Annotated in this window: 18 protein-coding genes; 10 read left to right on the forward strand and 8 right to left on the reverse strand. The window is 70.5% G+C overall.

Features of this window, described 5'->3' with window-relative positions; all coding sequences use genetic code 11:
• Positions 1 to 186 precede the first annotated feature (186 nt).
• The 3 genes from ABN034_RS19950 to ABN034_RS19960 all read left to right on the forward strand — a co-directional run bounded on the left by ABN034_RS19950 (position 187) and on the right by ABN034_RS19960 (position 3128).
• Complete coding sequence (locus ABN034_RS19950; protein ID WP_349692497.1) at positions 187 to 954, forward strand: GntR family transcriptional regulator; 768 nt, start codon at positions 187 to 189, stop codon at positions 952 to 954.
• A 224-nt stretch (positions 955 to 1178) separates the two neighbouring features.
• A complete protein-coding gene (fbaA, locus tag ABN034_RS19955) occupies positions 1179 to 2207 on the forward strand; it encodes a class II fructose-bisphosphate aldolase (protein ID WP_349692498.1) in 1029 nt (342 codons plus the stop codon).
• Between the two features lie 501 nt (positions 2208 to 2708).
• Positions 2709 to 3128: a DUF5655 domain-containing protein gene (locus tag ABN034_RS19960; RefSeq protein WP_349692499.1), complete on the forward strand. Its 420-nt coding sequence runs from the start codon at positions 2709 to 2711 to the stop codon at positions 3126 to 3128.
• A 19-nt stretch (positions 3129 to 3147) separates the two neighbouring features.
• Here ABN034_RS19960 and ABN034_RS19965 read toward each other — a convergent pair whose 3' ends face one another.
• Together ABN034_RS19965 and ABN034_RS19970 are read right to left on the reverse strand one after the other, a co-directional pair.
• On the reverse strand, positions 3148 to 4965 hold the full coding sequence (locus ABN034_RS19965) for a vWA domain-containing protein (RefSeq protein WP_349692500.1): 1818 nt from the start codon (positions 4963 to 4965) through the stop codon (positions 3148 to 3150).
• Between the two features lie 75 nt (positions 4966 to 5040).
• Positions 5041 to 6714: an ankyrin repeat domain-containing protein gene (locus ABN034_RS19970; RefSeq protein ID WP_349692501.1), complete on the reverse strand. Its 1674-nt coding sequence runs from the start codon at positions 6712 to 6714 to the stop codon at positions 5041 to 5043.
• Positions 6715 to 6943: 229 nt separating this feature from the next.
• Here ABN034_RS19970 and ABN034_RS19975 point away from each other — a divergent pair, with 229 nt between their 5' ends.
• Positions 6944 to 7366 (forward strand): DUF3151 domain-containing protein, encoded by a 423-nt coding sequence (locus ABN034_RS19975; RefSeq protein WP_349692502.1) that lies wholly within the window; start codon positions 6944 to 6946, stop codon positions 7364 to 7366.
• Between the two features lie 138 nt (positions 7367 to 7504).
• On the opposite strand, the gene ABN034_RS19980 is transcribed toward ABN034_RS19975, so the two are convergent.
• From ABN034_RS19980 to ABN034_RS19990, 3 genes are all read right to left on the reverse strand, one after another.
• Positions 7505 to 8365 carry an aldo/keto reductase gene (locus tag ABN034_RS19980; RefSeq protein WP_349692503.1) on the reverse strand — a complete coding sequence of 287 codons (861 nt, stop codon included), beginning with the start codon at positions 8363 to 8365 and terminating at the stop codon, positions 7505 to 7507.
• Positions 8366 to 8607: 242 nt separating this feature from the next.
• Entirely contained in the window at positions 8608 to 10128 is a 1521-nt protein-coding gene (locus tag ABN034_RS19985; protein WP_502879065.1) for an alpha-amylase family protein, read from the reverse strand.
• 143 nt (positions 10129 to 10271) lie between these two features.
• Positions 10272 to 11207, reverse strand: a complete 936-nt coding sequence (locus tag ABN034_RS19990; RefSeq protein ID WP_349692504.1) for a diacylglycerol/lipid kinase family protein — start codon at positions 11205 to 11207, stop codon at positions 10272 to 10274.
• A 209-nt stretch (positions 11208 to 11416) separates the two neighbouring features.
• Between ABN034_RS19990 and ABN034_RS19995 the strand changes: the two genes are divergently transcribed.
• From ABN034_RS19995 to purD, 3 genes are all read left to right on the forward strand, one after another.
• Positions 11417 to 12700 (forward strand): adenylosuccinate synthase, encoded by a 1284-nt coding sequence (locus ABN034_RS19995; protein ID WP_349692505.1) that lies wholly within the window; start codon positions 11417 to 11419, stop codon positions 12698 to 12700.
• A gap of 262 nt (positions 12701 to 12962) precedes the next feature.
• Positions 12963 to 13364, forward strand: a complete 402-nt coding sequence (locus ABN034_RS20000; protein WP_349328290.1) for a PIN domain-containing protein — start codon at positions 12963 to 12965, stop codon at positions 13362 to 13364.
• A 92-nt stretch (positions 13365 to 13456) separates the two neighbouring features.
• Positions 13457 to 14725 carry a phosphoribosylamine--glycine ligase gene (gene purD / locus ABN034_RS20005; protein WP_349692506.1) on the forward strand — a complete coding sequence of 423 codons (1269 nt, stop codon included), beginning with the start codon at positions 13457 to 13459 and terminating at the stop codon, positions 14723 to 14725.
• Between the two features lie 110 nt (positions 14726 to 14835).
• On the opposite strand, the gene ABN034_RS20010 is transcribed toward purD, so the two are convergent.
• The gene (locus tag ABN034_RS20010) at positions 14836 to 15114 is read right to left on the reverse strand and encodes a DUF1540 domain-containing protein (protein WP_349692675.1); all 279 of its coding nucleotides are present in this window, start codon (positions 15112 to 15114) and stop codon (positions 14836 to 14838) included.
• A gap of 281 nt (positions 15115 to 15395) precedes the next feature.
• Between ABN034_RS20010 and ABN034_RS20015 the strand changes: the two genes are divergently transcribed.
• A complete protein-coding gene (locus tag ABN034_RS20015; protein WP_349692507.1) occupies positions 15396 to 16202 on the forward strand; it encodes an SDR family NAD(P)-dependent oxidoreductase in 807 nt (268 codons plus the stop codon).
• Positions 16203 to 16433: 231 nt separating this feature from the next.
• Here the strand turns inward: ABN034_RS20015 and ABN034_RS20020 are convergent, their stop codons facing one another.
• Positions 16434 to 17222, reverse strand: coding sequence for an LLM class F420-dependent oxidoreductase (locus tag ABN034_RS20020; RefSeq protein ID WP_349692508.1), 789 nt, complete (start codon positions 17220 to 17222; stop codon positions 16434 to 16436).
• A gap of 49 nt (positions 17223 to 17271) precedes the next feature.
• Positions 17272 to 18600, reverse strand: coding sequence for a sensor histidine kinase (locus ABN034_RS20025; protein ID WP_349692509.1), 1329 nt, complete (start codon positions 18598 to 18600; stop codon positions 17272 to 17274).
• Positions 18601 to 18669: 69 nt separating this feature from the next.
• On the opposite strand from ABN034_RS20025, the gene ABN034_RS20030 reads away from it, so the two are divergent.
• Positions 18670 to 19596, forward strand: coding sequence for an ABC transporter ATP-binding protein (locus ABN034_RS20030; protein WP_502879066.1), 927 nt, complete (start codon positions 18670 to 18672; stop codon positions 19594 to 19596).
• The gene (locus ABN034_RS20035) at positions 19593 to 20366 is read left to right on the forward strand and encodes an ABC transporter permease (RefSeq protein ID WP_349692510.1); all 774 of its coding nucleotides are present in this window, start codon (positions 19593 to 19595) and stop codon (positions 20364 to 20366) included. The genes ABN034_RS20030 and ABN034_RS20035 overlap by 4 nt, the downstream gene beginning before the upstream one ends.
• Positions 20367 to 20368: the final 2 nt, after the last annotated feature.

Here is a 20368-nt window from a genome sequence, read left to right on the forward strand (position 1 = left end):
TGGGCGGACCATAACCGGGCACACTTCTCGGAGCGAGGACGCCCCGGCGACAGCGGACTGCCGGCAGCTGCCGGCGACCAGTGCCGGCCGGCAGGGCCGGCTGGCAGCCTCGGGTGGCAGGGCCGGCTGGCGACGCCGGGTGGCGCCCTGATCGGCGAGCCGGGCAGCCGGCAGGAGGAGTCAACCGTGGGCGAACGGCCGCGGGTCGTCACCGACGGGCCCGTGCCCAAACATCTCCAGCTCCGGCACATCCTCGAAACGCTCATCACCGAAGACCTCACCTCCGACGCACCGATCCCGTCCGAGCGTGAGCTGATGGCCAGCTACCACGTCTCCCGGCTGACGGTGCGCGAAGCGATCGGGCAGCTGGTGGCGGAGGGTCGGCTCTATCGCGTACGCGGGAAGGGGACGTTCGTCGCGGCACCCCGGGTCGACTCCATGCTGGAGCTCACGTCGTTCACCGAGGACATGCGCCGACGCGGCCATGAACCCTCGACGGTGGTGCTCCGCTCGGTCGAGCTCGTCCCGCCGGTCGCGATCCGCCAGGCGCTCGGGCTGTCGGCGAGCCAGCAGGCGTACCGGATCGAGCGGCTGCGGATCGCCGACGGCATCCCGATGGCCCTGGAGAACGGGTGGTACGTCGCGGAACCGGCACCCGGGTTGCTCGACCGGGACCTGTCGGAGTCGCTGTACGGCATCCTGGCTCGTTCGTACGGCGTGGTGATCGACGCGGCCAAGCAGACCCTGCGGTCGGAGATCGCCGACGCCCAGACCGCACGGATCCTGGGGGTGGCGGCCGGGTCGCCGCTGCTGGTGCTGGATCGTACGTCGACCGCCGGCGGGCGACCGGTCGAGCGGATCACGTCGTGGTACCGCGGTGATCGCTACCAGGTCCACATCGACCTCGCCCGGGCGAGTGACGCCGGCCAGGTGCCCTGGCTGCGCCCGCGCTGACCGCACCCGGGTCTCCCGTGATCATGATCGTGATCACGAAGATTTCGCGGCCCACAGCCGACTTTGCCTCCATGATCATGGCCAGGTTGCCTGAGCTACACCACCTGCCCCCGGGCAGTCAGTCGGCAGTCATCTGTCAGGGCGCGGCCCGAGAAACAGCTGATTGGTGACGTCCGGGATACTGAGAACGACGCGAGGATCGATGAACCATCCGAGGAGCGCTCATGCCTATCGCCACTCCCGAGGTCTACGCCGAGATGCTCGACCGCGCCAAGGACGGCGCGTTCGCATATCCGGCTATCAACGTGACCTCCTCGCAGACTCTCAACGCCGCGCTCCGTGGGTTCGCCGAAGCCGAGAGCGACGGGATCGTCCAGGTCTCGACGGGCGGAGCGGAGTTCCTGTCCGGCGCCACGATCAAGGACATGGTGACGGGCTCCGCGGCCTTTGCCGCGTACGCCCGCGAAGTCGCCAAGAACTACCCCGTCAACATCGCCTTGCACACCGACCACTGCCCCAAGAACAAGCTCGACGGCTTCGTCCGGCCACTGCTCGAGATCTCGGCGGAGCGGGTCGCCCGTGGCGAGGACCCGCTGTTCCAGTCGCACATGTGGGACGGATCGGCCGTGCCCCTGGAGGAGAACCTCGAGATCGCGAAGGACCTGCTGGCGAAGGCGGCCGCAGCCAAGATCATCCTCGAGATCGAGGTCGGTGTCGTCGGCGGCGAGGAGGACGGCATCGTCGGCGCGATCGACGAGAAGCTCTACACCACGCCCGGCGACGGTCTGCGTACCGCCGAGGTGCTCGGTCTCGGTGAGCAGGGCCGCTACATCACGGCGCTGACATTCGGCAACGTGCACGGTGTCTACAAGCCGGGCAACGTCAAGCTGCGTCCGGAGATCCTGAAGGACATCCAGGACGAGGTGGGGGCGAAGTTCGGCAGGGAGAAGCCGTTCTCCCTGGTCTTCCACGGCGGGTCCGGGTCGCTGCTGTCGGAGATCCGGTCCGCGCTCGACTACGGCGTGGTCAAGATGAACATCGACACCGACACGCAGTACGCCTTCACCCGCGCCGTCGCCGACCACATGTTCAAGAACTACGACGGCGTGCTCAAGGTCGACGGCGAGGTCGGCGACAAGAAGGTGTACGACCCGCGCTCCTACGGCAAGGCCGCCGAAGCGTCGATGGCGAAGCGGGTCGCGGACGCCTGCGAGGCCCTGCGTTCGACGGGTACGACCCTGGCGAAGAACTAGGACTCCGCCCGAGCGCGGGGTTCGCCCGAGCGCGGGGTTCGCCCGAGCGCAGGTTCGCCCGAGCGCAGGTTCGCCCTGAGCGCGGGTTGGCCCCACGGGCTCGCCGCCCTGGCAGGCGGTTCGCTTGGGTGAATGACCACGCTGCCCATGCCTGTGATCTCCGGACAGGCGCCGATGCCTGTTCCAGGTGCCAGAAGCCTGCTCAGCGTGGTCATTCACCGACGAGACGGGCCCCGGATGCCCGATTCACGGAAAATCGTGACTGTTCGTACACGGCAAGCGCTTGCCGCTACCAAGGGTGGTGTCCGAATCTGGCCTCGATTACCTGGAACTCCCGCTGAGACACGTATTGCGAGGCCGTCCGGCCTGCCACAAAACTTGCTCCAGCGGCGGCGCTCCGGACGAACCGTTCCACGGGACTCGATGAGGGGCGCTGCCGCGACCACTTTCTGGATCTCCTTGCCCGTGCCCGATGCCGCGCAGCCGGGCCATGATGTGGCCATGGCTGCTGGTTGGACCTGCCCGGAGTGCGAGCGCCGCTTCGGACGCCGCAACCAGTCACACGAGTGCGCGCCGGCGATGTCACTGGAGGAGTACTTCTCCACCGGCCCTGACCGTGAACGTCCGATCTTCGAGGCCGTACGCCACCACGTCGAGTCCCTCGGACCGGTCCACGTCGAGCCCGTGTCGGTCGGGATCTTCCTCAAACGCACCCGGACCTTCGCCGAGCTGCGTCCGATGACACGGTGGATTGCACTGTCGTTCACGCTCTCGCACACCGTCGACCATCCCCGGATCTCGCGCACGATCCGCGGCACGGGCAGCCGTACGTTCCACGTCGTCAGGCTCCACCAACCTGAAGACGTCGACGATGACGTACGCGGCTGGCTCACCGAGGCCTACTTCGCCTCACCCACCTGATCGGCCGGCGCCTCCAGGGCTAGATCAGTTCGCCCGCGCGACGGATGAGGCCGGCGAGGGTCGCGGCGTCCGGATCCTCGGTCGCCGCCGCCAGAGCGTCGGCCTCAGCCGCGAGCTGCTGCCACGACACCAGTTCGGGTACGGACGGACCCGGCAGCGGGTGACCCGGCGGGACCTCGCCTCCCAACCCGCCATCGCCCAACCCGTCACCGCGACCGTCGAACCCGGCCCCGCCGCCATCCAGCGCGCCGTCCGGCTCCACGTCGCCACGGTCGTACACCACACCTCCACCGCAGCCGTAGACGTACTCCCTGCCCGACCCGACCACTCCGTAGCCGGCACCGCGCAGACACACCGCGAACGTCGCGGCTACGTAGTCGAGCCGGAGTCGGGGGGACGCGGCGGCGTACGGCAGGTCCAGGTCGGCGACGGACACCACCGACCGCGCCTCGTCGGCGGCACCGGTCCGCGGCGAAAGCCACCGCGCGGTGGCGGTCGCGACCTCCCCGTACGCACCGGGCCGGAGGTTCACGACGTAGAGCGCGGTCACGCTGTGCCCCGGACCCACCTCGCCCCCGTCAACGGCGTCGTTGCGGAAGTCCTGGTCGGCGACCGCGCGGTTCTCGAAGCCGATGAGCTGGTAGCCGGCAACGTTCTCCGGGTTGAACGCCACCTGCGCCTTCGCATCGCGGGCGCGCACCGAGAGGGTCCCGGGCAGCCGGTCGACGAAGAGCCGCCGGGCCTGCTCCACCTGCGAGACGTAGACCGCGAACCCCTCGCCGTTGTCGGCGAGCTGCTCCATCAGCTGGTCGCCGTACTCCCGGCCCACGCCGACGCAGAGCAGCGCGATGTCCTTGCCGGCGCTCTCGCGTACCTGCGCCAGGATCCCGTCGTGAGTGACGTTCCCGGTGTTGGCGAGGCCGTCGGACAGCAGGATCACCCGGTTGGCGACGCCCTCTCCGAACCCGTCGCGCGCCACCCGGTAGCCCGCGACGAGTCCGGCCTCGAGGTTCGTGCTGTCCTCCGGCGCGAGCTGGTCGACGGCCTGGTGCAGGTCGGCCCGCTCCCACACCGGCGTCATCTCCTGGATCACCCGGGCATGCGTCGAGTAGGCGACGATGGCTACGGCGTCCGACGGCCGGAGCTGGTCGATGAGCGTGTGCAGGGCGTCCTGGACGAGGTCGAGCCGCCCGGGTTCGCGCATCGATCCGGAGACGTCGACGACAAAGGTGAGGTGGGCGTTCGGCCGCGTTCCGTACCGTTCCGCGCGGGTCTGCAGCCCCACCCGCAGCAGCCGGGTGTCGGTCGCGACGATGCCGCCGTTGTCGACCTTCGGGCCACCCCACGCCGGCAGTCGGAACCCGTCGGTGTGGACGCCGATGCCGTCGCCCGTGGGCTGCGGATAGTCCTGGGCGAACGCGTTGATGAACTCCTCCGGCCGTACCTGCGCCGGATCGGGGAGCGACCCGTCCGAGAGCACCCGGCGGGCGTAGTCGTAGGACGCGGTGTCGACGTCGAGCCCGAACGTCGACAGGTTGTCGTCGTACGGACGGAGAGCGCGGGAGTCGACGCCGGCGTCGCCGTCGGCACGGAGCCCGCTCTCGGGTGCGGCGCCACCCTGCGGCGCCATGGGGGCGGCGCCGGAGTTTCCGTCGTACGCGGAACCACCGCCGGGCGCGCTCTTGCCCGCCTCGCCTGGTGCCGCCCGCTCCTGCCCCTCGCTTCCGGCGGCGCCAGGCGCGGCATCACCGGAGCAACCGGCGAGCAGCAGCAGGGCGGCACTGGCGATGACGGCGATCGCGGTACGTAGCTGGGTCACGGCGGGATGTCCCTTCACGCGGGAATGCGATGTGCCGAGGGACGCGCTACCCCTGCCGGACGTTGCCCGCAAGTCCGATTCGCTTCACCGTCGTCAGTCGGCGGCGGCCCCGCGCGCGACCAGAACCGCGCGTACGGCGTCCGAACCCAGGGCCTGTTCGGGCACCGGCGCGCCCGCGTCGAGCAACAGCTCCACGGTGCGCGGGTAGTCGCCGTGGCGTACCTCCTCCACCGTGCGCATCGAGGGTCCGCCGTGCGGGTCGTGGCAGTTCTCGGACCCGTGGCAGGCCATCTGCACGGAGTTGGAGTGGTACGTCGAATCCACCGCCGCAGGATCCGCGCCTGCCGCCAACAGCAGCTCGACCGCATCGGCCTGGCCACACCACGCGGCCCGTTGCAGCGCCGTCATGACGCCGTCCGGGGCGGCGTCGACGTGAGCTCCCGCAGCCAGTAGTTGCCGCAACAGCGAGACGTTGTTCGCCTGTGCGGCGTTCCGCAACACGTCTGGATGCGGTTGTACGCCGGCCTCCGGCGCTCTCTCACCCGACAGCAACGCCGCGACGGCGCGGTCGTCGTCGCTGACCAGGGTCTCGTCGGCACCGTGGGCGAGCAACAGGTCTACCTGGTCCATCCGCCCGTTGCGGAGTGCCTTGCGAAGGTGCGCGCCGGACCCGTGGTTCGGGTCGGCGCCGTGGGTGAGGAAGAGCTCCACCATGGCAAGGTTGTCGAAGTCCAGTGCCCTGCCCAGGCAGTACGACACCTTCTCCGGGTCCGGTCCGGCATCCAGGAGCAGCCTGGCGCAGGTGATGTCGGTGAACTCCGCCGCGTGGTAGACGGCCTCGTTGCCGCCGTTCTCGTCCGGGTCCGCTCCGGCATCGAGCAGCATCGCCGTGAGTTCGGCGTTGTTGGCGATCCCGGTGGCGGCGTAGAGCGGTACCTGCAGGTGCCCGTGGTCATCGGTGTAGCCGGCGTCCGGATCGGCACCGGCGTCGAGCAGGAGCCGGGCGACGGCGACGATCCGGGCCGCGCGGTCAGGATCTGCGTGGCCTGAGTCGGCGTGGCGTGAATCGGCGTGGCGTGAGTCGGCGTGGCGTGAGTCGGTGCGGCGTGAGTCGGTGCGGCGTGAGTCGGTGCGGAGGAAACGGGAGAAGCAGGCGTACGTCAGGGGCGGCCAGTCCGACGGCGCAGTCCTGCGGGTGGCGGCTCCAGGGTCGCGGTCAAGCCGCCGGCGTACCTCGTCGACCTCGCCTGTGACGCACGCGGCCGCGAGATCGTGGCGGGCGAGCTCGGGCTCGGCGTCGAGCAGGGTACGGGCCGTGCGGATGTCCGAGGAGCACGCTGACCGCACGAGCATCGCGGCACGCTGGTCGAGATCGAGCGCGCGGGTCTCCACGTAGGTCTTGAGGCGCGGCCAGGACGCGAACCCGTGCTCACGCGCAACGGCCAGCTGGGCCTCGGCGAGCTGGGCGAACTCGCCGTCTCGCCGGCGCTTCTTGGCCTCGTCACGCAGCCTGCGCAGGTCCGGCCGCGGAGGCAGCGTACGAAGAGGCCGCGGCGCGGCGGAGGCCGGCTGCGACGAGTGGTCGGAGCCGTGGTCAGGGCCCCGGCGGCCACGGCGATCGGGGCGAGGGCCATCAGGGCCAGGGTGATCGGAGTCAGGGTGATCGGAGTCAGGGTGAACGGAGTCAGGGTGAACGGAGTCAGGGTGAACGGAGTCAGGGTGAACGGAGTCAGGGTGAACGGAGTCAGGGTGAACGGGGTCAGACACGACGTGCTCCTTCACCGGCTCCGGGGTCCGCACACCGAAACCGAGAAGCGTCGTGGGTCGAGAACCGCTCGGTCACCGCTGCACCACTCAGGTGGGCTGTGAGCCCTGTCCGCGGACCGGTCGCGCCCTGCGCGCGGCCGCCAGGATAGGCCGCCGCAACCTCGCTCGTCCACGGCCGCCCCGGCAGGCGGGAAGCGGCACCCACCCGACTCCGGGCAGGATGGTGGGCATGAGCACACCGCACAACTTGCTGGGCGAACCGCCCGCGACCCGGCTGCCCGAAGACACCGAGGCGCGCGCAGCCCTCGACGGCGGCGCTGATCCCGCGGAGGTCGCCCGCGCCCACCCGACGTACTCCCTCGCCTGGGCGCTCCTCGCGGAGCGCGCACTCGCCGAAGGCCGGGACATCGAGGGCTATGCGTACGCCCGGGTCGGCTACCACCGCGCCCTTGACGCCCTACGACGGAACGGCTGGCGCGGCCATGGCCCGGTGCCGTGGGAACACGAACCCAACCGCGGCTTCCTGCGGGCGCTGGGCTCGCTGGCCAAGGCGGCGGACTCGATCGGCGAGGACGACGAGGCCGAGCGCTGCACGACGTTCCTCTTCGAGTCGAGCAGCACGGCCGCCAAGGAGCTCGGCCTGCACGCCTGAGTCGAAGCGGATCAACGGCGGCGGACCCGGACAGCCCGGCGGCGGATCCGGACAGCCCGGCTCCGGCTGTCCAGTTCGGCCGCCGTCGATCGTCTCTTCTCCGCGGCGACGCAGCGACGCGGCGACGCGCCTCCGCGGCTACGCGGCGTCGAGGGTGGCGAGCTCGTCGGCGGACAGGGAGAGCTCGGGCGCCTGGGCGGAGTCGCGAATCGACTCCGGCCGACTCGCGCCAGGAATCGGGATCACCACCGGCGACTTCGCCAGCATCCAGGCCAGGCAGACCCGCTGCGGGCTGACCCCGTGCGCCTTCGCGATCTCCGCGAACGCCGCATGCCGGGAGCCGAGTTCACCCGCCCGGGATATCCCGCCGAGCGGGCTCCACGGCAGGAACGCGATCCCCATCTCGTGGCACAGCTCGAGTTCTGGCTCGCTGCTCCGGAACGCCGGGGAGTACTGGTTCTGCACCGAGACCAGCCGCCCGCCGAGCACCTCGTTCGCCTCGCGGATCTGCGCGACCGTGGCGTTCGAGATTCCGGCGCGTAGGATCTTGCCCTCGTCGAGCAGGTCGCGGAGCGCGCCGACCGACTCGGCGTACGGAACATTGGGGTCCGGCCGGTGGAACTGGTAGAGCCCGATCGCCTCGACCCCGAGCCGCTTCCGCGAAGCCTCGCACGCGGACTTGAGATAGGCCGGCGAACCGTTGGCCGTCCACGAACCGTCGCCCGGTCGCAGGTGGCCGCCCTTGGTGGCGACGATGACGTGCGAGGTGTCACCGCCGTAGCTCGCCAGACACTTGGCGATGAGCGACTCGTTGTGGCCGACCTCTCCCGCGTACAGGTGGTAGGCGTCGGCGGTGTCGATGAGGGTGACGCCGGCGTCGAGCGCGGCGTGAATCGTGGCGAGGCTGCGCGCCTCGTCGGGGCGACCTTCGATGGACATGGGCATCGCGCCCAGCCCGATCGCGCCGACCTGCACATCGCCGAGCTGGCGGAGTTTCATGGACGGTCCCCTTCTACGGTGGTCAACGGCTCGCGGGAGTATGCACGTACCCGTTCCGGGCGTCGCCCGGCGGTTGAGCGCCGGCGTTGCCTCGCCAGGATCGGACCCTCGGTCGCCATCTGTCCAACAGCAGGACGTTCTGGGATTCAGCACGCGAGCTGATGGAAAGCGCAGGTCAGGAACACCTTGTCCGCCCGTGGCAGCCACCAGGGTCCCGGACGACGCCGATCAGGAGACGGGCCCTATGTCCCGGGAGGGGAGGTCGGATGGGTGGGGACGAAGACCCGCCATCCGTACGCGGGAACGTCGAGCGGATCGGCAATGTCCTCCGGTTCGCCCGGCTCCACCCCCGGACCCGAACTCGCGCCGATCACCATCCGGGCGAGCGAGTCAGCCAGCTCATCAGGGAAGCGGTACGCCTCGTCGGCGACGTTCATCAGCACCACCACCTCGCTGCGTGGTCCGCCCGGCACGCCCGGCCCAGCCGACGCGGCGCCACCCGGCACCCCCGGACCTCCCGGCACCCCCGGACCTCCCGGCACCCCCGGACCTCCCGGCACCCCCGGACCTCCCGGCACCCCCGGACCACCCCGAGCCCCCGGACCACCCGGCGCACGTGCGGCGTCCGGCGACGTCACCCGGTAGGCGAATGCCCGGTTGGTGAGGTGCTCGACCGTGGTACGCCCGTGGACCAGCCACGGATGGCGCCGGCGGAGGCCGATCAGCCGCTGATGCAGGCGGTACACCGGCCACCCGGACTCCGACAGCCCGGCAGGTGAGTCCGGGAACACCGGCCGGATCGCGTCGTCACCACCCTCGCGTTCCTCCTTGATCCCCCGGAACCCCTGCTCGTCCCCGGCGTACACACTCGGTATCCCGCCCACGGTGAACAGGACCACGAGCGCATGTCCGACCAACTCGGCACGGTCGAGCCTGCTCGCCAGCCGTGTCACGTCGTGATTGCCGACGAACGTCATCGGGCCGAACGCCTCGAGGAAGCCGTCGTGCCGCTCCAGCGACCAGGCCAGTTCGAAGAAGTTCCGGTCGCGGAGTGAGCTCCAGATCGCCTTCCACAGTTCGTACTGCGTCACCGAGTCCAACCCGCTCTCGGCGACGTACCCGGCATAGTCCCCGTGGATCATCTCCCCGACGAACCACGCCTCCGGATGCCGCCGCCGCACCTCCGGCAGGACGCGGCTCCAGAACGTCGGCGCCACCGCGTACGCGGCGTCCAGCCGCCACCCGTCGGCGCCCCGAGCGAGCCAGTGGTTCATGACGTCGGTGACGTACGCCGCGACCGCGGGCTGGTCGTGGTCGAGGGCGGCGAGACGGTCGTGCCCCTCGAAGGTGACGTGGCGGCCGTCCGGCCCGCGCCGGAGCCACGCGGCCCGGGTCGACTCCTCGTCCGGCGCCCGCCCACCGCTCGGGAACCCCCGCCCCACATGGTTGAACACGCCGTCCAGCAGGATCCGCAGCCCGCGCCGACGGGCCGCCGCCACCAGCCCGTCGAAGTCGGCGGCGTCGCCGAGTCGCGGGTCGATCCGGAGATGATCCACCGTGTCGTAGCCGTGGGTCTCGGACGCGAAGATCGGCCCGAGCACCAGCCCGGAGCAGCCGAGCTCCACGGCATGGTCGAACCAGGGTTCCAGCCGGCTCAGACGATGCCGGACCTCGGCCCCCGGCGGCAGCGCGACCGGCTCGGCACCGAGAAAGGGCAGCGGAAGGAGGTGCCACCAGATCGCGTGGTCCACCCAACCGCCCATCGACGCTCCTCGCCTCGGATCACTTCCGCCGCGCCGTCGGACACATACCCCGTCGCCGGAGACGCGCACCAGGGCGTACGGCGAAAACACCACCCCGGCCCAGGCCGGCATGAGCGCCCTGGCGGTGCGCTCCCGAGCCGGGTTCAGGCGGCCGGCACGACCATCCGCAGGCTCTGGGGTACGACCTTCCAGGTACACCGCTGCTCGGTGCCGCTGTCCTGGCCGTCACAGGTCATCCAGAACCGCTGGCCGCAGACCTTGATCTCCCGCGCCCGGACCGTCTGGATATCCGTACGAACGATCGGGTGCGGACGGCGGAGCCAGTGCCGTGCCGCGGACACAGGGTCGACGGCGAAGCCCACGACCAGCTCCGCGTGACCGTCCGCACTCGCCGCGCACGAGGCGACCGTGGACCCGGCACCCGGCCGCGGCGACGAGGCCGACGACATCGCGGACCTGCCGTTGGTGACCGCGACCGACCACACCGGCCGGTCGAAGTCGGTCACCACCTCGTCATCGGCCTCGATGCGTACGTGGAGGGCTCGCGGCCGCACCGACCCACGGCGACGGGCGGGACGACCGAACGCGGACAGGGGCCCGTGGTCGCCGAAGCCGTCCCGGCCACCGCCCAACCCCCACCATCCCGGCGTGTCACGCGCGGGGCAGCGGCCCAGGTGTACGGCATTGACGACTACCGAACCCCGGCAGTCGACGATCAGATCGAACCGGCGCTCGACGCCGGCGAGCACCGTCTTGGCGGCGACGTCCGGGTCGGGCGGAACCCCCGCCCCGCAGGCGAAGCCGCGGCCGGAACCGTCCGGCAGAACGGCGAGCAACGCGTCGTTCAGCTCGTTGCGCCGGTGCAGGGCGGCGACCACCGAATGGAGGTGCCGGTCACCGCCGGCCACCACCACCGTGCGCCCGCCGCGCCGGTGCAGGGCGCCGTCGAGCTCCCCAGGCAGCCGTACCCGAACCGCCTGGACGTCGGCCTCCGCGCGCAGGGTGTCGATGGCGGCCTGGACCTTGTGCTCGTCCACACCGTCGGCGTCGGGAGGGATCACCACGAGCAGGGACTCCACGCACGGCACCCTACCGCCTGCTCCACTGCCCATGGCGCGCCGAAAGTGGCCCGGACGGGGGTGGACTATCCTGGGCCCGCAAGAGCCGGCTGCCCCAGGTTCGCTGCGACGATCCGGGATCCGCGACCCGGCAGCGGAGCGAGCCACCTCACTCCTGGCGCTCGTTCCGCAGGTGGCGGCCGGACGTCCGCCATTCGGAAGGACCCCTGATGCCCGCGATAGTGCTCGTCGGTGCCCAGTGGGGCGATGAGGGCAAGGGCAAGGTCACCGACCTGCTCGGCAGCTCGGTCGACTACTGCGTCCGCTACCAGGGCGGCAACAACGCCGGCCACACGGTGGTCGTCGACGGCGAGTCCTACGCCGTGCACCTGCTGCCCTCCGGCGCCATCACGCCCGGCTGCGTACCCGTGATCGGCAACGGCGTCGTCGTCGACCCGGCCGTGCTGCTGGACGAGATCAGCATGCTCGAGGGCCGCGGCGTGAGCTGCGCGAGTTTGCTGATCTCGGCCAACGCGCACCTCATCGCGCCGTACAACACCGTCATCGACAAGGTGACCGAACGCTTCCTCGGCCACAACCGGATCGGCACCACCGGACGCGGCATCGGACCGACGTACGCCGACAAGGTCAACCGGCTCGGCGTCCGCGTCCAGGACCTCTTCGACCCCGGCATCCTGCGCCAGAAGGTCGAAGGCGCCCTGCTCCAGAAGAACAACCTGCTCGTCAAGGCGTACAACCGGCGCGCCATCGGTGTCGACGAGATCGTCGACGGGTTCCTGCGCTACGTCGACCCGCTGCGTGGCTACGTCACCGACACGTCCGCAGTGCTCAACACGGCCCTGGACGGCGGCAAGGTCGTCCTGCTCGAGGGTGCCCAGGCGACGATGCTCGACGTCGACCACGGGACGTATCCGTTCGTCACGTCCTCGAACCCGACCGCGGGCGGGGCGTGCATCGGCGCCGGAATCGGCCCGACCCGGATCGACAAGGTGATCGGGGTGCTCAAGGCCTACACCACGCGGGTCGGTGCGGGCCCCTTCCCCAGCGAGCTGTTCGACGCCGACGGCGAGCATCTTCGCAAGGTCGGTGGGGAGTACGGCGTGACGACGGGACGGGCGCGCCGGTGTGGCTGGTTCGACGCGGTGATCGCGCGCTACGCCACCCGGGTCAACGCGTTCACCGACTACTTCCTCACCAAGCTCGACGTGCTGTCCGGCTTCGAGCGGGTGCCCGTGTGTGTGGGCTACGACGTCGACGGCACAAGGTATGACGAGATGCCGATGACGCAGACCGACTTCCACCACGCCCGGCCGATCTACGAGTACCTCGACGGCTGGTGGGAGGACATCTCCGGCTGCCGGTCGTTCGAGGACCTGCCGAAGGCGGCACAGGCGTACGTCAAGGCACTCGAAGAGCTCATCGGCGCTCCTGTCGCCGGCATCGGCGTCGGACCCGGGCGGGACGAGGTCATCGCCCTGCGGCCACTGCTTTGACCGTACGAAGCGCGGCGCTGGCGGGTGCGGCGTCAACGGCACGGAGCAGCCGGACGGGTGCGGCGCCGACCGTACGGAGCTACCGGCCCGGGACCTTTCGCGTGCCGGCGCCGGTTGCCCTCGCCCGTGGCGGCGCGAATGACCACGCTGAGCATGCCTGTGCAACCTCACCAGGCGTCGACGCCTGTTCCGGGTGCCACAGGCATGCTCAGCGTGGTCATTCGCCGGGCCGGCTCGCGCGTGACGTGGAACGGTGGTCCCTGTGAACGGCACCGCCAAGACTCTGCTCATCGTCGATGCGGCGAACGTCGTCGGCTCCGTACCCGACGGCTGGTGGCGGGACCGGCTCGGCGCGACGATCCGGCTCCGCGACACCCTCGCCCCCCTCGCGTCCCGTGGAGTCGACGCGATCGCCGAGCCGCCGCTGGAGGTCGTCCTCGTGGTGGAGGGCGCCGCACGGAAGGTGCCGGCGACGCCGGAGGTACGCGTGATCCCCGCATCCGGCTCGGCGGACGACACGATCGTGGAGTTGGTCGCGGCCGAGGACGCCCAGGACTCCCGCCGGGTCGTGGTGGTGACCGCCGATCGCGGCCTGCGGGACCGGGTGCTGGCGTTCGGCGCCGAAGTCGCCGGCCCGCGGACCGTCTACCCCGCCCCCGACTGACTCCCAGACGTCACCGGCCGAAGGCCAACCGTCTGCGCGGCTGAGCGAGTCCGGCGGCCGCGGTCGGGAGGGGTCGTCTAGGGTCGCTTGCCATGGACGTACTCGTCGTGGGCGCCGGCGGCCGCGAACACGCCCTCGCCCTAGCCCTGCGCCGCGATCCCACCGTCGACACCGTGCACGCCGCCCCCACCAACCCCGGCATCGCCGAGGTGGCCGAGGCCCATCCACTGGACATCTCCGACAACGACGCCATCGCCGACCTGGCCGAGAAGCTGGGCGTGGACCTGGTCATCATCGGACCCGAGGCGCCGCTCGTGGCCGGGGCCGCTGATGCCGTACGCAGCAGAGGGATCGCCTGCTTCGGCCCTTCGCGACAGGCGGCGCGGATCGAGGGATCGAAGGCGTTCGCCAAGGAGGTCATGGCGGCTGCCGGTGTACCCACCGCGATGGCGCACGTGTGCGAAAAACCCGCCGAGGTGGCCACCGCCCTCGACGCCTTCGGTCCGCCGTACGTCGTCAAGGCCGACGGGCTCGCCGCCGGTAAGGGCGTCGTGGTCACCGTCGACCGTGACGCCGCCCTCGCCCATGCCGAAGGATGCGACCGGGTCGTCGTCGAGGAGTTTCTCGACGGCCCGGAGGTGACGCTGTTCGCGCTGACCGACGGCACCACCGTCATCCCGATGCTGCCCGCCCAGGACTTCAAGCGCGTCGGCGACAACGACGAGGGGCCCAACACAGGTGGGATGGGTGCGTACGCCCCGCTGCCCTGGGCGCCGCCCGGCCTCGTCGACGACATCGTCGCCCGGGTCGTGCAACCCACGGTTGACGAACTCCGCCGGCGCGGGACGCCGTTCGCGGGGCTCCTCTACGCGGGCCTCGCGCTCACCTCGCGCGGCCTCAGGGTAGTGGAGTTCAACGCCCGCTTCGGCGACCCCGAGACGCAGGTGCTGCTCCCCTTGCTGCGTACCCCCCTCGCCCCCGTCCTCCTCGCCGCGGCCACCGGCACACTGAGCGAGGTCGAGCCGCTGCGCTGGCACGCCGGCGCGGCCGTCACGGTCGTCATCTCGGTGGCTGGCTACCCGGACGCGCCACGGACGGGCGACGTGATCGGGGGGCTCGACGACGCCGCCGCGTTGGACGGCGTGGAGATCCTGCACGCGGGAACGACGCAGGACGCCGCCGGGTGCCTCAGCACGTCCGGTGGGCGGGTGCTGGCCGTCACCGCGCAGGGCAGCGACCTGGCGAGCGCCCGCGACCGGGCCTACGCTGCCGTCTCCCGGATCCGCATCGCCGGATCCCACCACCGGTGCGACATCGCGGCCAAGGCGGTTCAGGGCGACGTACAAACGCCCGGTATGTGACGTCTCCCCGAGCAGAGGGCTTCTCGTGTCAGCGGTCCCCGCACGCACGTCGGGATCGCAGGAAGGCACGCCCGTCGACGTCACGTTCGGGCGGCGGGACCCTTACGCAGTCAGGCCGGCTGGTAGGTCAGGCAGTCCACCTCGTTGTGCTGGTAACCGACGACGATGCCGGCGGCCTGGCACTCGAGGTTGACGTTGTGCTGGCACTCGGCCATCTTGCAGGCACCGACGTGGCCGACGGACGCGGGATCTCCTCCCTTGAACGCCACGTCGTAGAACGTGTCGCACTGGGCGCTACGGGCGTCGCCGACCGTGATGGCGAGAGCGTGGCAGGCCTGATCGCGGTTGTACGCACACGACTCCGCTGCACACCGGTTCACTACGGGCATATCCATACCGGCGCCCTTCCCAGATCTTGACGTTTTGTAACGCCCATCCGAGCGGGCGCAGCCACGGGCCCGAGGCGAGACCTGGCAGGACGACCTCACCATCGGTCAGGTCGTACGGACGTCGACGCACCGTCCCCGGGCTGGACGAGTCGCGAAGGCGTGGGTGAACAAACCGGCTTCGGGCGAACCGCCGGGTCCGAATCCCGCCGGCCCGCCACGCCTGCCCTGGTTAGCGTTCGAAGCCGACGATGTCAGCACAGTAGGGAAGGAACCCCGCCTCCATGGACCTGCACCTGTCAGATCGCGTGGCCGTTGTCACCGGCGCCTCGAAGGGCATCGGACTGGCGATTACCCGGACCCTGGTCATTGAGGGCGCGCGTGTGGTCGCCACGTCCCGCAAGAGCACACCGGACCTCGATGCCTTGCTCGGGCCGGCCGTCCTTCATGTCGCCGCTGACCTGATGGACCCGGATGCGCCGGCGATGGTCCTGGCGCGCGCTGAAGAGGCGTTCGGGGGTGTGGACATCCTGGTGAACAACGCGGGTGGGCCACCTCCGGGAGTCACCTTCCCCCGTGGCTCTTTCCTGGACGCGACCGATGACGACTGGCGGGCGACCGTCGAGTTCAACCTGTTCTCGGCGGTCCGCGCGGTGCGTGCCGCCATCCCGCTGATGCTGAAGCGGGGCGGCGGTTCGATCATCAACGTCTCCTCCATGATGGCCTGGCAGCCGTCACCGACCAACCTCGACTACTGCGCGGCCAAGGCGGCGATGACCAGTGCCGCGAAGGGTTTGTCGGAGGAGTTCGCACCCCGCGGTATCCGGGTGAACACGGTCTCCCCGGGGCCGGTGCGTACGCCTTGGTGGACCGACGCCGGTGGTGTCGCCGACATGTTCGCTGCTCAGGCCAGCGCTGATCGGGACACCGTGCTGGACACGATCGTCCCGGAGTCGATGCGGTTGTCGACCGGCCGCATGGTCGACCCACAGGAGGTCGCCGACGCGGTCGCCCTGCTCGCCTCGCCGCGTTCTGCCAGCACGACGGGTGCCGACTTCATCGTCGATGCGGGATGTCTCAAGTCCGTGTGACCGCATTCGTTCGCGCCGGGTGCCCGCGTTCGTTCGCGCCGGGTGCCCGCGTTCGTTCGCGCCGACATGCGCCACGTCGACACGTCGACGGCTACGAACCCCCACCTCCACAACCGACGATGGCGCCGCGATGAGCGTCATCTCCCGAAGGGGAGCCAAGAGCGGCGAACCCCTGACTTCCCCTTCGCCTGTGTCACCGCGGAAGCGTGGAGCTTGCGGGGCATGAACGCGTCAGGAACCGGAGGAGTTGTACTGATCCCGCCAAGCGATCCACTTCTCGACCGTGCTCAGGTCGTAGTCGGGTCCGTTGACGCCGAGGGTGAACTGCGTGATCCCGGCGTCGAGCAGCGGCTTGGCGACGTCCTCCGGCGTACCCTCCGGCGCGCCGGCGGACCGCTCGATCTCGGCCGGGTCGCGGCCGACGTCGGCGCACCAGTCGTCGAGGACCTTGCGCTTGCGTTCGAGGGTCGAGGCGTCGCCGAACCCGTGCCAGATGTGGGCGTACTGCGCGGTGTAGCGGAGGGTCTTGCGTTCGCCGCCACCGCCGATGAGCACCGGGATGTCCCGCGTCGGCGCCGGGTTCAGCTTGCCCCAGCGGGCGGTGATCCGCGGCAGGGCCTCGGACAGGTTGTCGAGCCGGCCGCCGGCGGTCCCGAAGTCGTAGCCGTACTCGGTGTAGTCGCGTTCGAACCAACCGGAACCGATACCGAAGATCAACCGGCCATCGCTCATGTGGTCGACCGTGCGGGCCATGTCGGCGAGGAGCTCGGGGTTGCGGTAGCTGTTGCAGGTCACCAACGCGCCGATCTCGACCCGGGACGTCTGCTCCGCCCAGGCACCCAGCATGGTCCAACACTCGAAGTGCTTGCCGTCGGGTTCGCCGTAGAGCGGGAAGAAGTGGTCCCAGTTGTAGATGATGTCGACACCGGCCTCCTCGGCGCGCGCGACGGCATCGCGGATCTGGGAGTAGTCGGCATGCTGGGGCTGGATCTGAACGCCAATCCGTACTGGTCTCGTCATGATGTGAACCTAACGGACCGCCGCAACCCCGCTCCCGACGATCACCGGGTCAGAGCCGATCAGCGTTCAGGACGTAGAAAAGGACGAGTACGACGGCCATGGCAGCGGGGGCGAGGAATGTCTCGATCATGCTGCGGTGCAGCCGGCGGCGCGCGGCGGACAGCGCGTGGCTCGATGTCGGTGCGGCGACTGGCGCGGCGGCCGATGTCATGGGCGTGAGCGGGAGCCACGCGGTGACTGTGAAGCCACCGTCGGTGGGGCGTGCGTCCAGGGTGCCGCCGACGAGCCGGACCCGCTCGTCCAGGCCGATGAGACCGTAGCCCTGGAGGCCGTCGGTCTGTGGTGGGGCCATCGGCGGAGCACCGTTGACGACGGTGACGACGATTCCCTGCTCGCCCTCGTCGTGTCCTCGCACGATCACCGCCACGGCCGCGCCGGGTGCGTGCTTGATCGCGTTGGTGAGGGCTTCCTGGACCACCCGGTAGGCGGCGCGTGCCGTGACGTCCGGCACGGGTGTGTCGAAGTCGGCAGTGGCGTCCTCGAGGGTCACGGCAACTCCCGACGCCGCCGCCTGCGTCACGAGCGACTGCACCGTGCCTCCCGCGGGAACGACGGGCGGGGTCTCGCCGTCGTCCCTCAGCATCCCGATGATCTCGCGCAGCCGATCGGTGGCCAAAGCCGCCGCCTGCCGCAGCTCCCCGGCCGCCTGCCGCCCTTGCGGACCGATCCCCGTGGTCACCTCGAAGCCCGCCGCCCGCACGGCGATCAGGCTCAGCTCGTGGCCGAGGGAGTCGTGCATGTCGCGGGCGATCCTGGCCCGCTCCCGCAACCGGACCTGGTTCGCCACCAGACCCTGCTCCCGCTCGAGCCGCTCGGCGAGTTCCCAGCCGGCGCGGAGCAGTTCGGCACGCTGCAGGACGTACTGGCCGGCGGTCCACGGGAGGGCGACCTGGAGGACTGTCGTGCTCGCGAGGGTGAACCAGTCCTGGGCCGTACCCTCCTGATTCACCACGGCGAAGGCCAGGACCACTGCGCACAGGGCGGCCAACAGCTGCACCACCGACCGTCCCCCGGCCGTCCGGCGGCCGAGCAGGAATGCCAACGTCACCTGGGCAAGGGTCAACTGCTCGCAGTAGATCTCCCCGGTCACTGCCACCGCGAAGACGGTGGGAAGCACCACCGCGACGAGCGGGACGCTTCGGGACAGGAGCACTGCGACGGCCAGCAACGCCACCGCAACGCCCTGGAACGTCGGCATGGACAAAACGGACCCCGGCGGCAGGCCGTCGTCGCCGAGGAACACCGGGGCCGTGATGGCGGCCCAGATCAGGAAGTCGACAGCGCGACGACTGCCCAACATCCTCCAGATCCGCTCCACGGCCGACAGGCTACGCGGCGCGACCCGGCCGAAAGACCTGACGAACGACAGTACGGCTCACTGACGATCGTGCGCAGTTGGCAGCGGCCGACGATCCGTAGGTTCACGATCGTGATAAGCCTGAGAGACCTCACCAAGCGCTACGGCCCCAAAACTGCCGTCGACGGACTGACGCTCGAGCTCACACCCGGGACGGTCACGGGGTTCCTCGGCCCCAACGGCGCCGGCAAGTCCACCACGATGCGCTTGATCCTCGGCCTCGACGCTCCGACGTCCGGGACGGCACTGATCTGTGGACGCCGGTACGCCGAACTCGACCAGCCCCTGCGTACCGTCGGCGCATTGCTGGACGCCAAGGCCGTCCATCCCGCCCGCTCCGGCCGCGACCATCTTCGGGCGATGGCCCGGAGCCAGCGCATCCCCGCGTCCCGGGTGGACGAGGTGCTGGCCCTGACCGGGATGACGGAAGCCGGCCGGCGGCGCGCCGGCACCTACTCGCTGGGGATGAGTCACCGGCTCGGTATCGCGGGCGCCCTCCTCGGCGATCCGCAGATCCTCATGCTCGACGAGCCCGTCAACGGCCTTGACCCCGACGGCGTGCGCTGGATCCGGACTCTGCTGAGGTCGCTGGCGGCCGAAGGGCGCACCGTCTTCATCTCCTCGCACCTGATGAGCGAGGTGGAGCAGACGGCCGACCGGCTTGTCGTGCTCGGCAAGGGCCGCCTCATCGCGGACGAGCCGATGGCGAACCTGCTCACGGGCACCGGAACGAAGGTGCGGGGACCGCAGCTGCATGCCCTCGCGGACGCGCTGGCCGACGCCCACTGGTCAGGACCCGACGAGCTCACCGTCACCGGTGTCCTTCCCGAGCAGGTCGGTGCGCTGGCTCACGAGCTCGGGCTCATGCTCTACGAGCTCAGCCCGCTCGAGCCGACGCTCGAGGAGTCCTACATGAACCTGACCGCCGACAGCATCGAGTACGGAGCCGAAGCATGACGACCACGTCCCTTCCGCCGGCCGCCACCACGTCCCGTCCACCGGCCGCCACCGTGGCCTCGACCGCGGCCGCCGAGTGGATCAAGCTGCGCTCACTGCGTTCCACGTGGTGGTACGTGGGCGGCTCCGCCGCCATCATGGCGCTCGTCGCCATGCTGGAATCCGACGACGGTGATCCCGAAACCGTCCTCGCGGTCTCCGTGGCCACGGCGGCCCTCTCCAACTTCCTGCAGTACACGCTCGCGGCGTTCGCGATGCTCGCCATCACCGGGGAGTTCGCCACGCGGAGCATCACCGTCACGTTCGCGTGTACGCCCTCGCGCACCAGGGTCATGCTGGCCAAGGCCCTCGTCGTGGGGTCCACGGTCCTGCTCGTCGGCACCGGTGTCGCGGTCCTGGGTGTCGGTGTCGCCGCCATTCGGTTCGGCGAGCTGGGCGCGCTCGACTCGACCCACGTCGCCGACATCCTGGCCATGGGTCTCTACCTGTCCCTGCTCGCCGTGCTCGCGCTCGGTATCGGCACCCTCGTCCGCCGGACGGCCGGCGGTCTGGCGATCCTCGTCCTCCTGCTCCTCGTCGTCCCCGAGATGCTGCGGCTCGTGTCCGAGCGGCTCGGCGCCCCGGTCATCAACACGATCGCGGACTACACGCCCGCGGCCGCGGGGTGGCGGCTCATGTCCGGGGACTGGGAGTACGGGCTGGTCCTCGCGGCCTGGGCGACGCTCACGATCGCGGCGGGTATCTGGGCCCTGCGAACCCGGGACGTCTGAGC

This window comes from Actinopolymorpha sp. B11F2, from assembly GCF_040195635.1.
In the GTDB taxonomy this organism is placed as follows: Bacteria; Actinomycetota; Actinomycetes; order Propionibacteriales; family Actinopolymorphaceae; genus Thermasporomyces.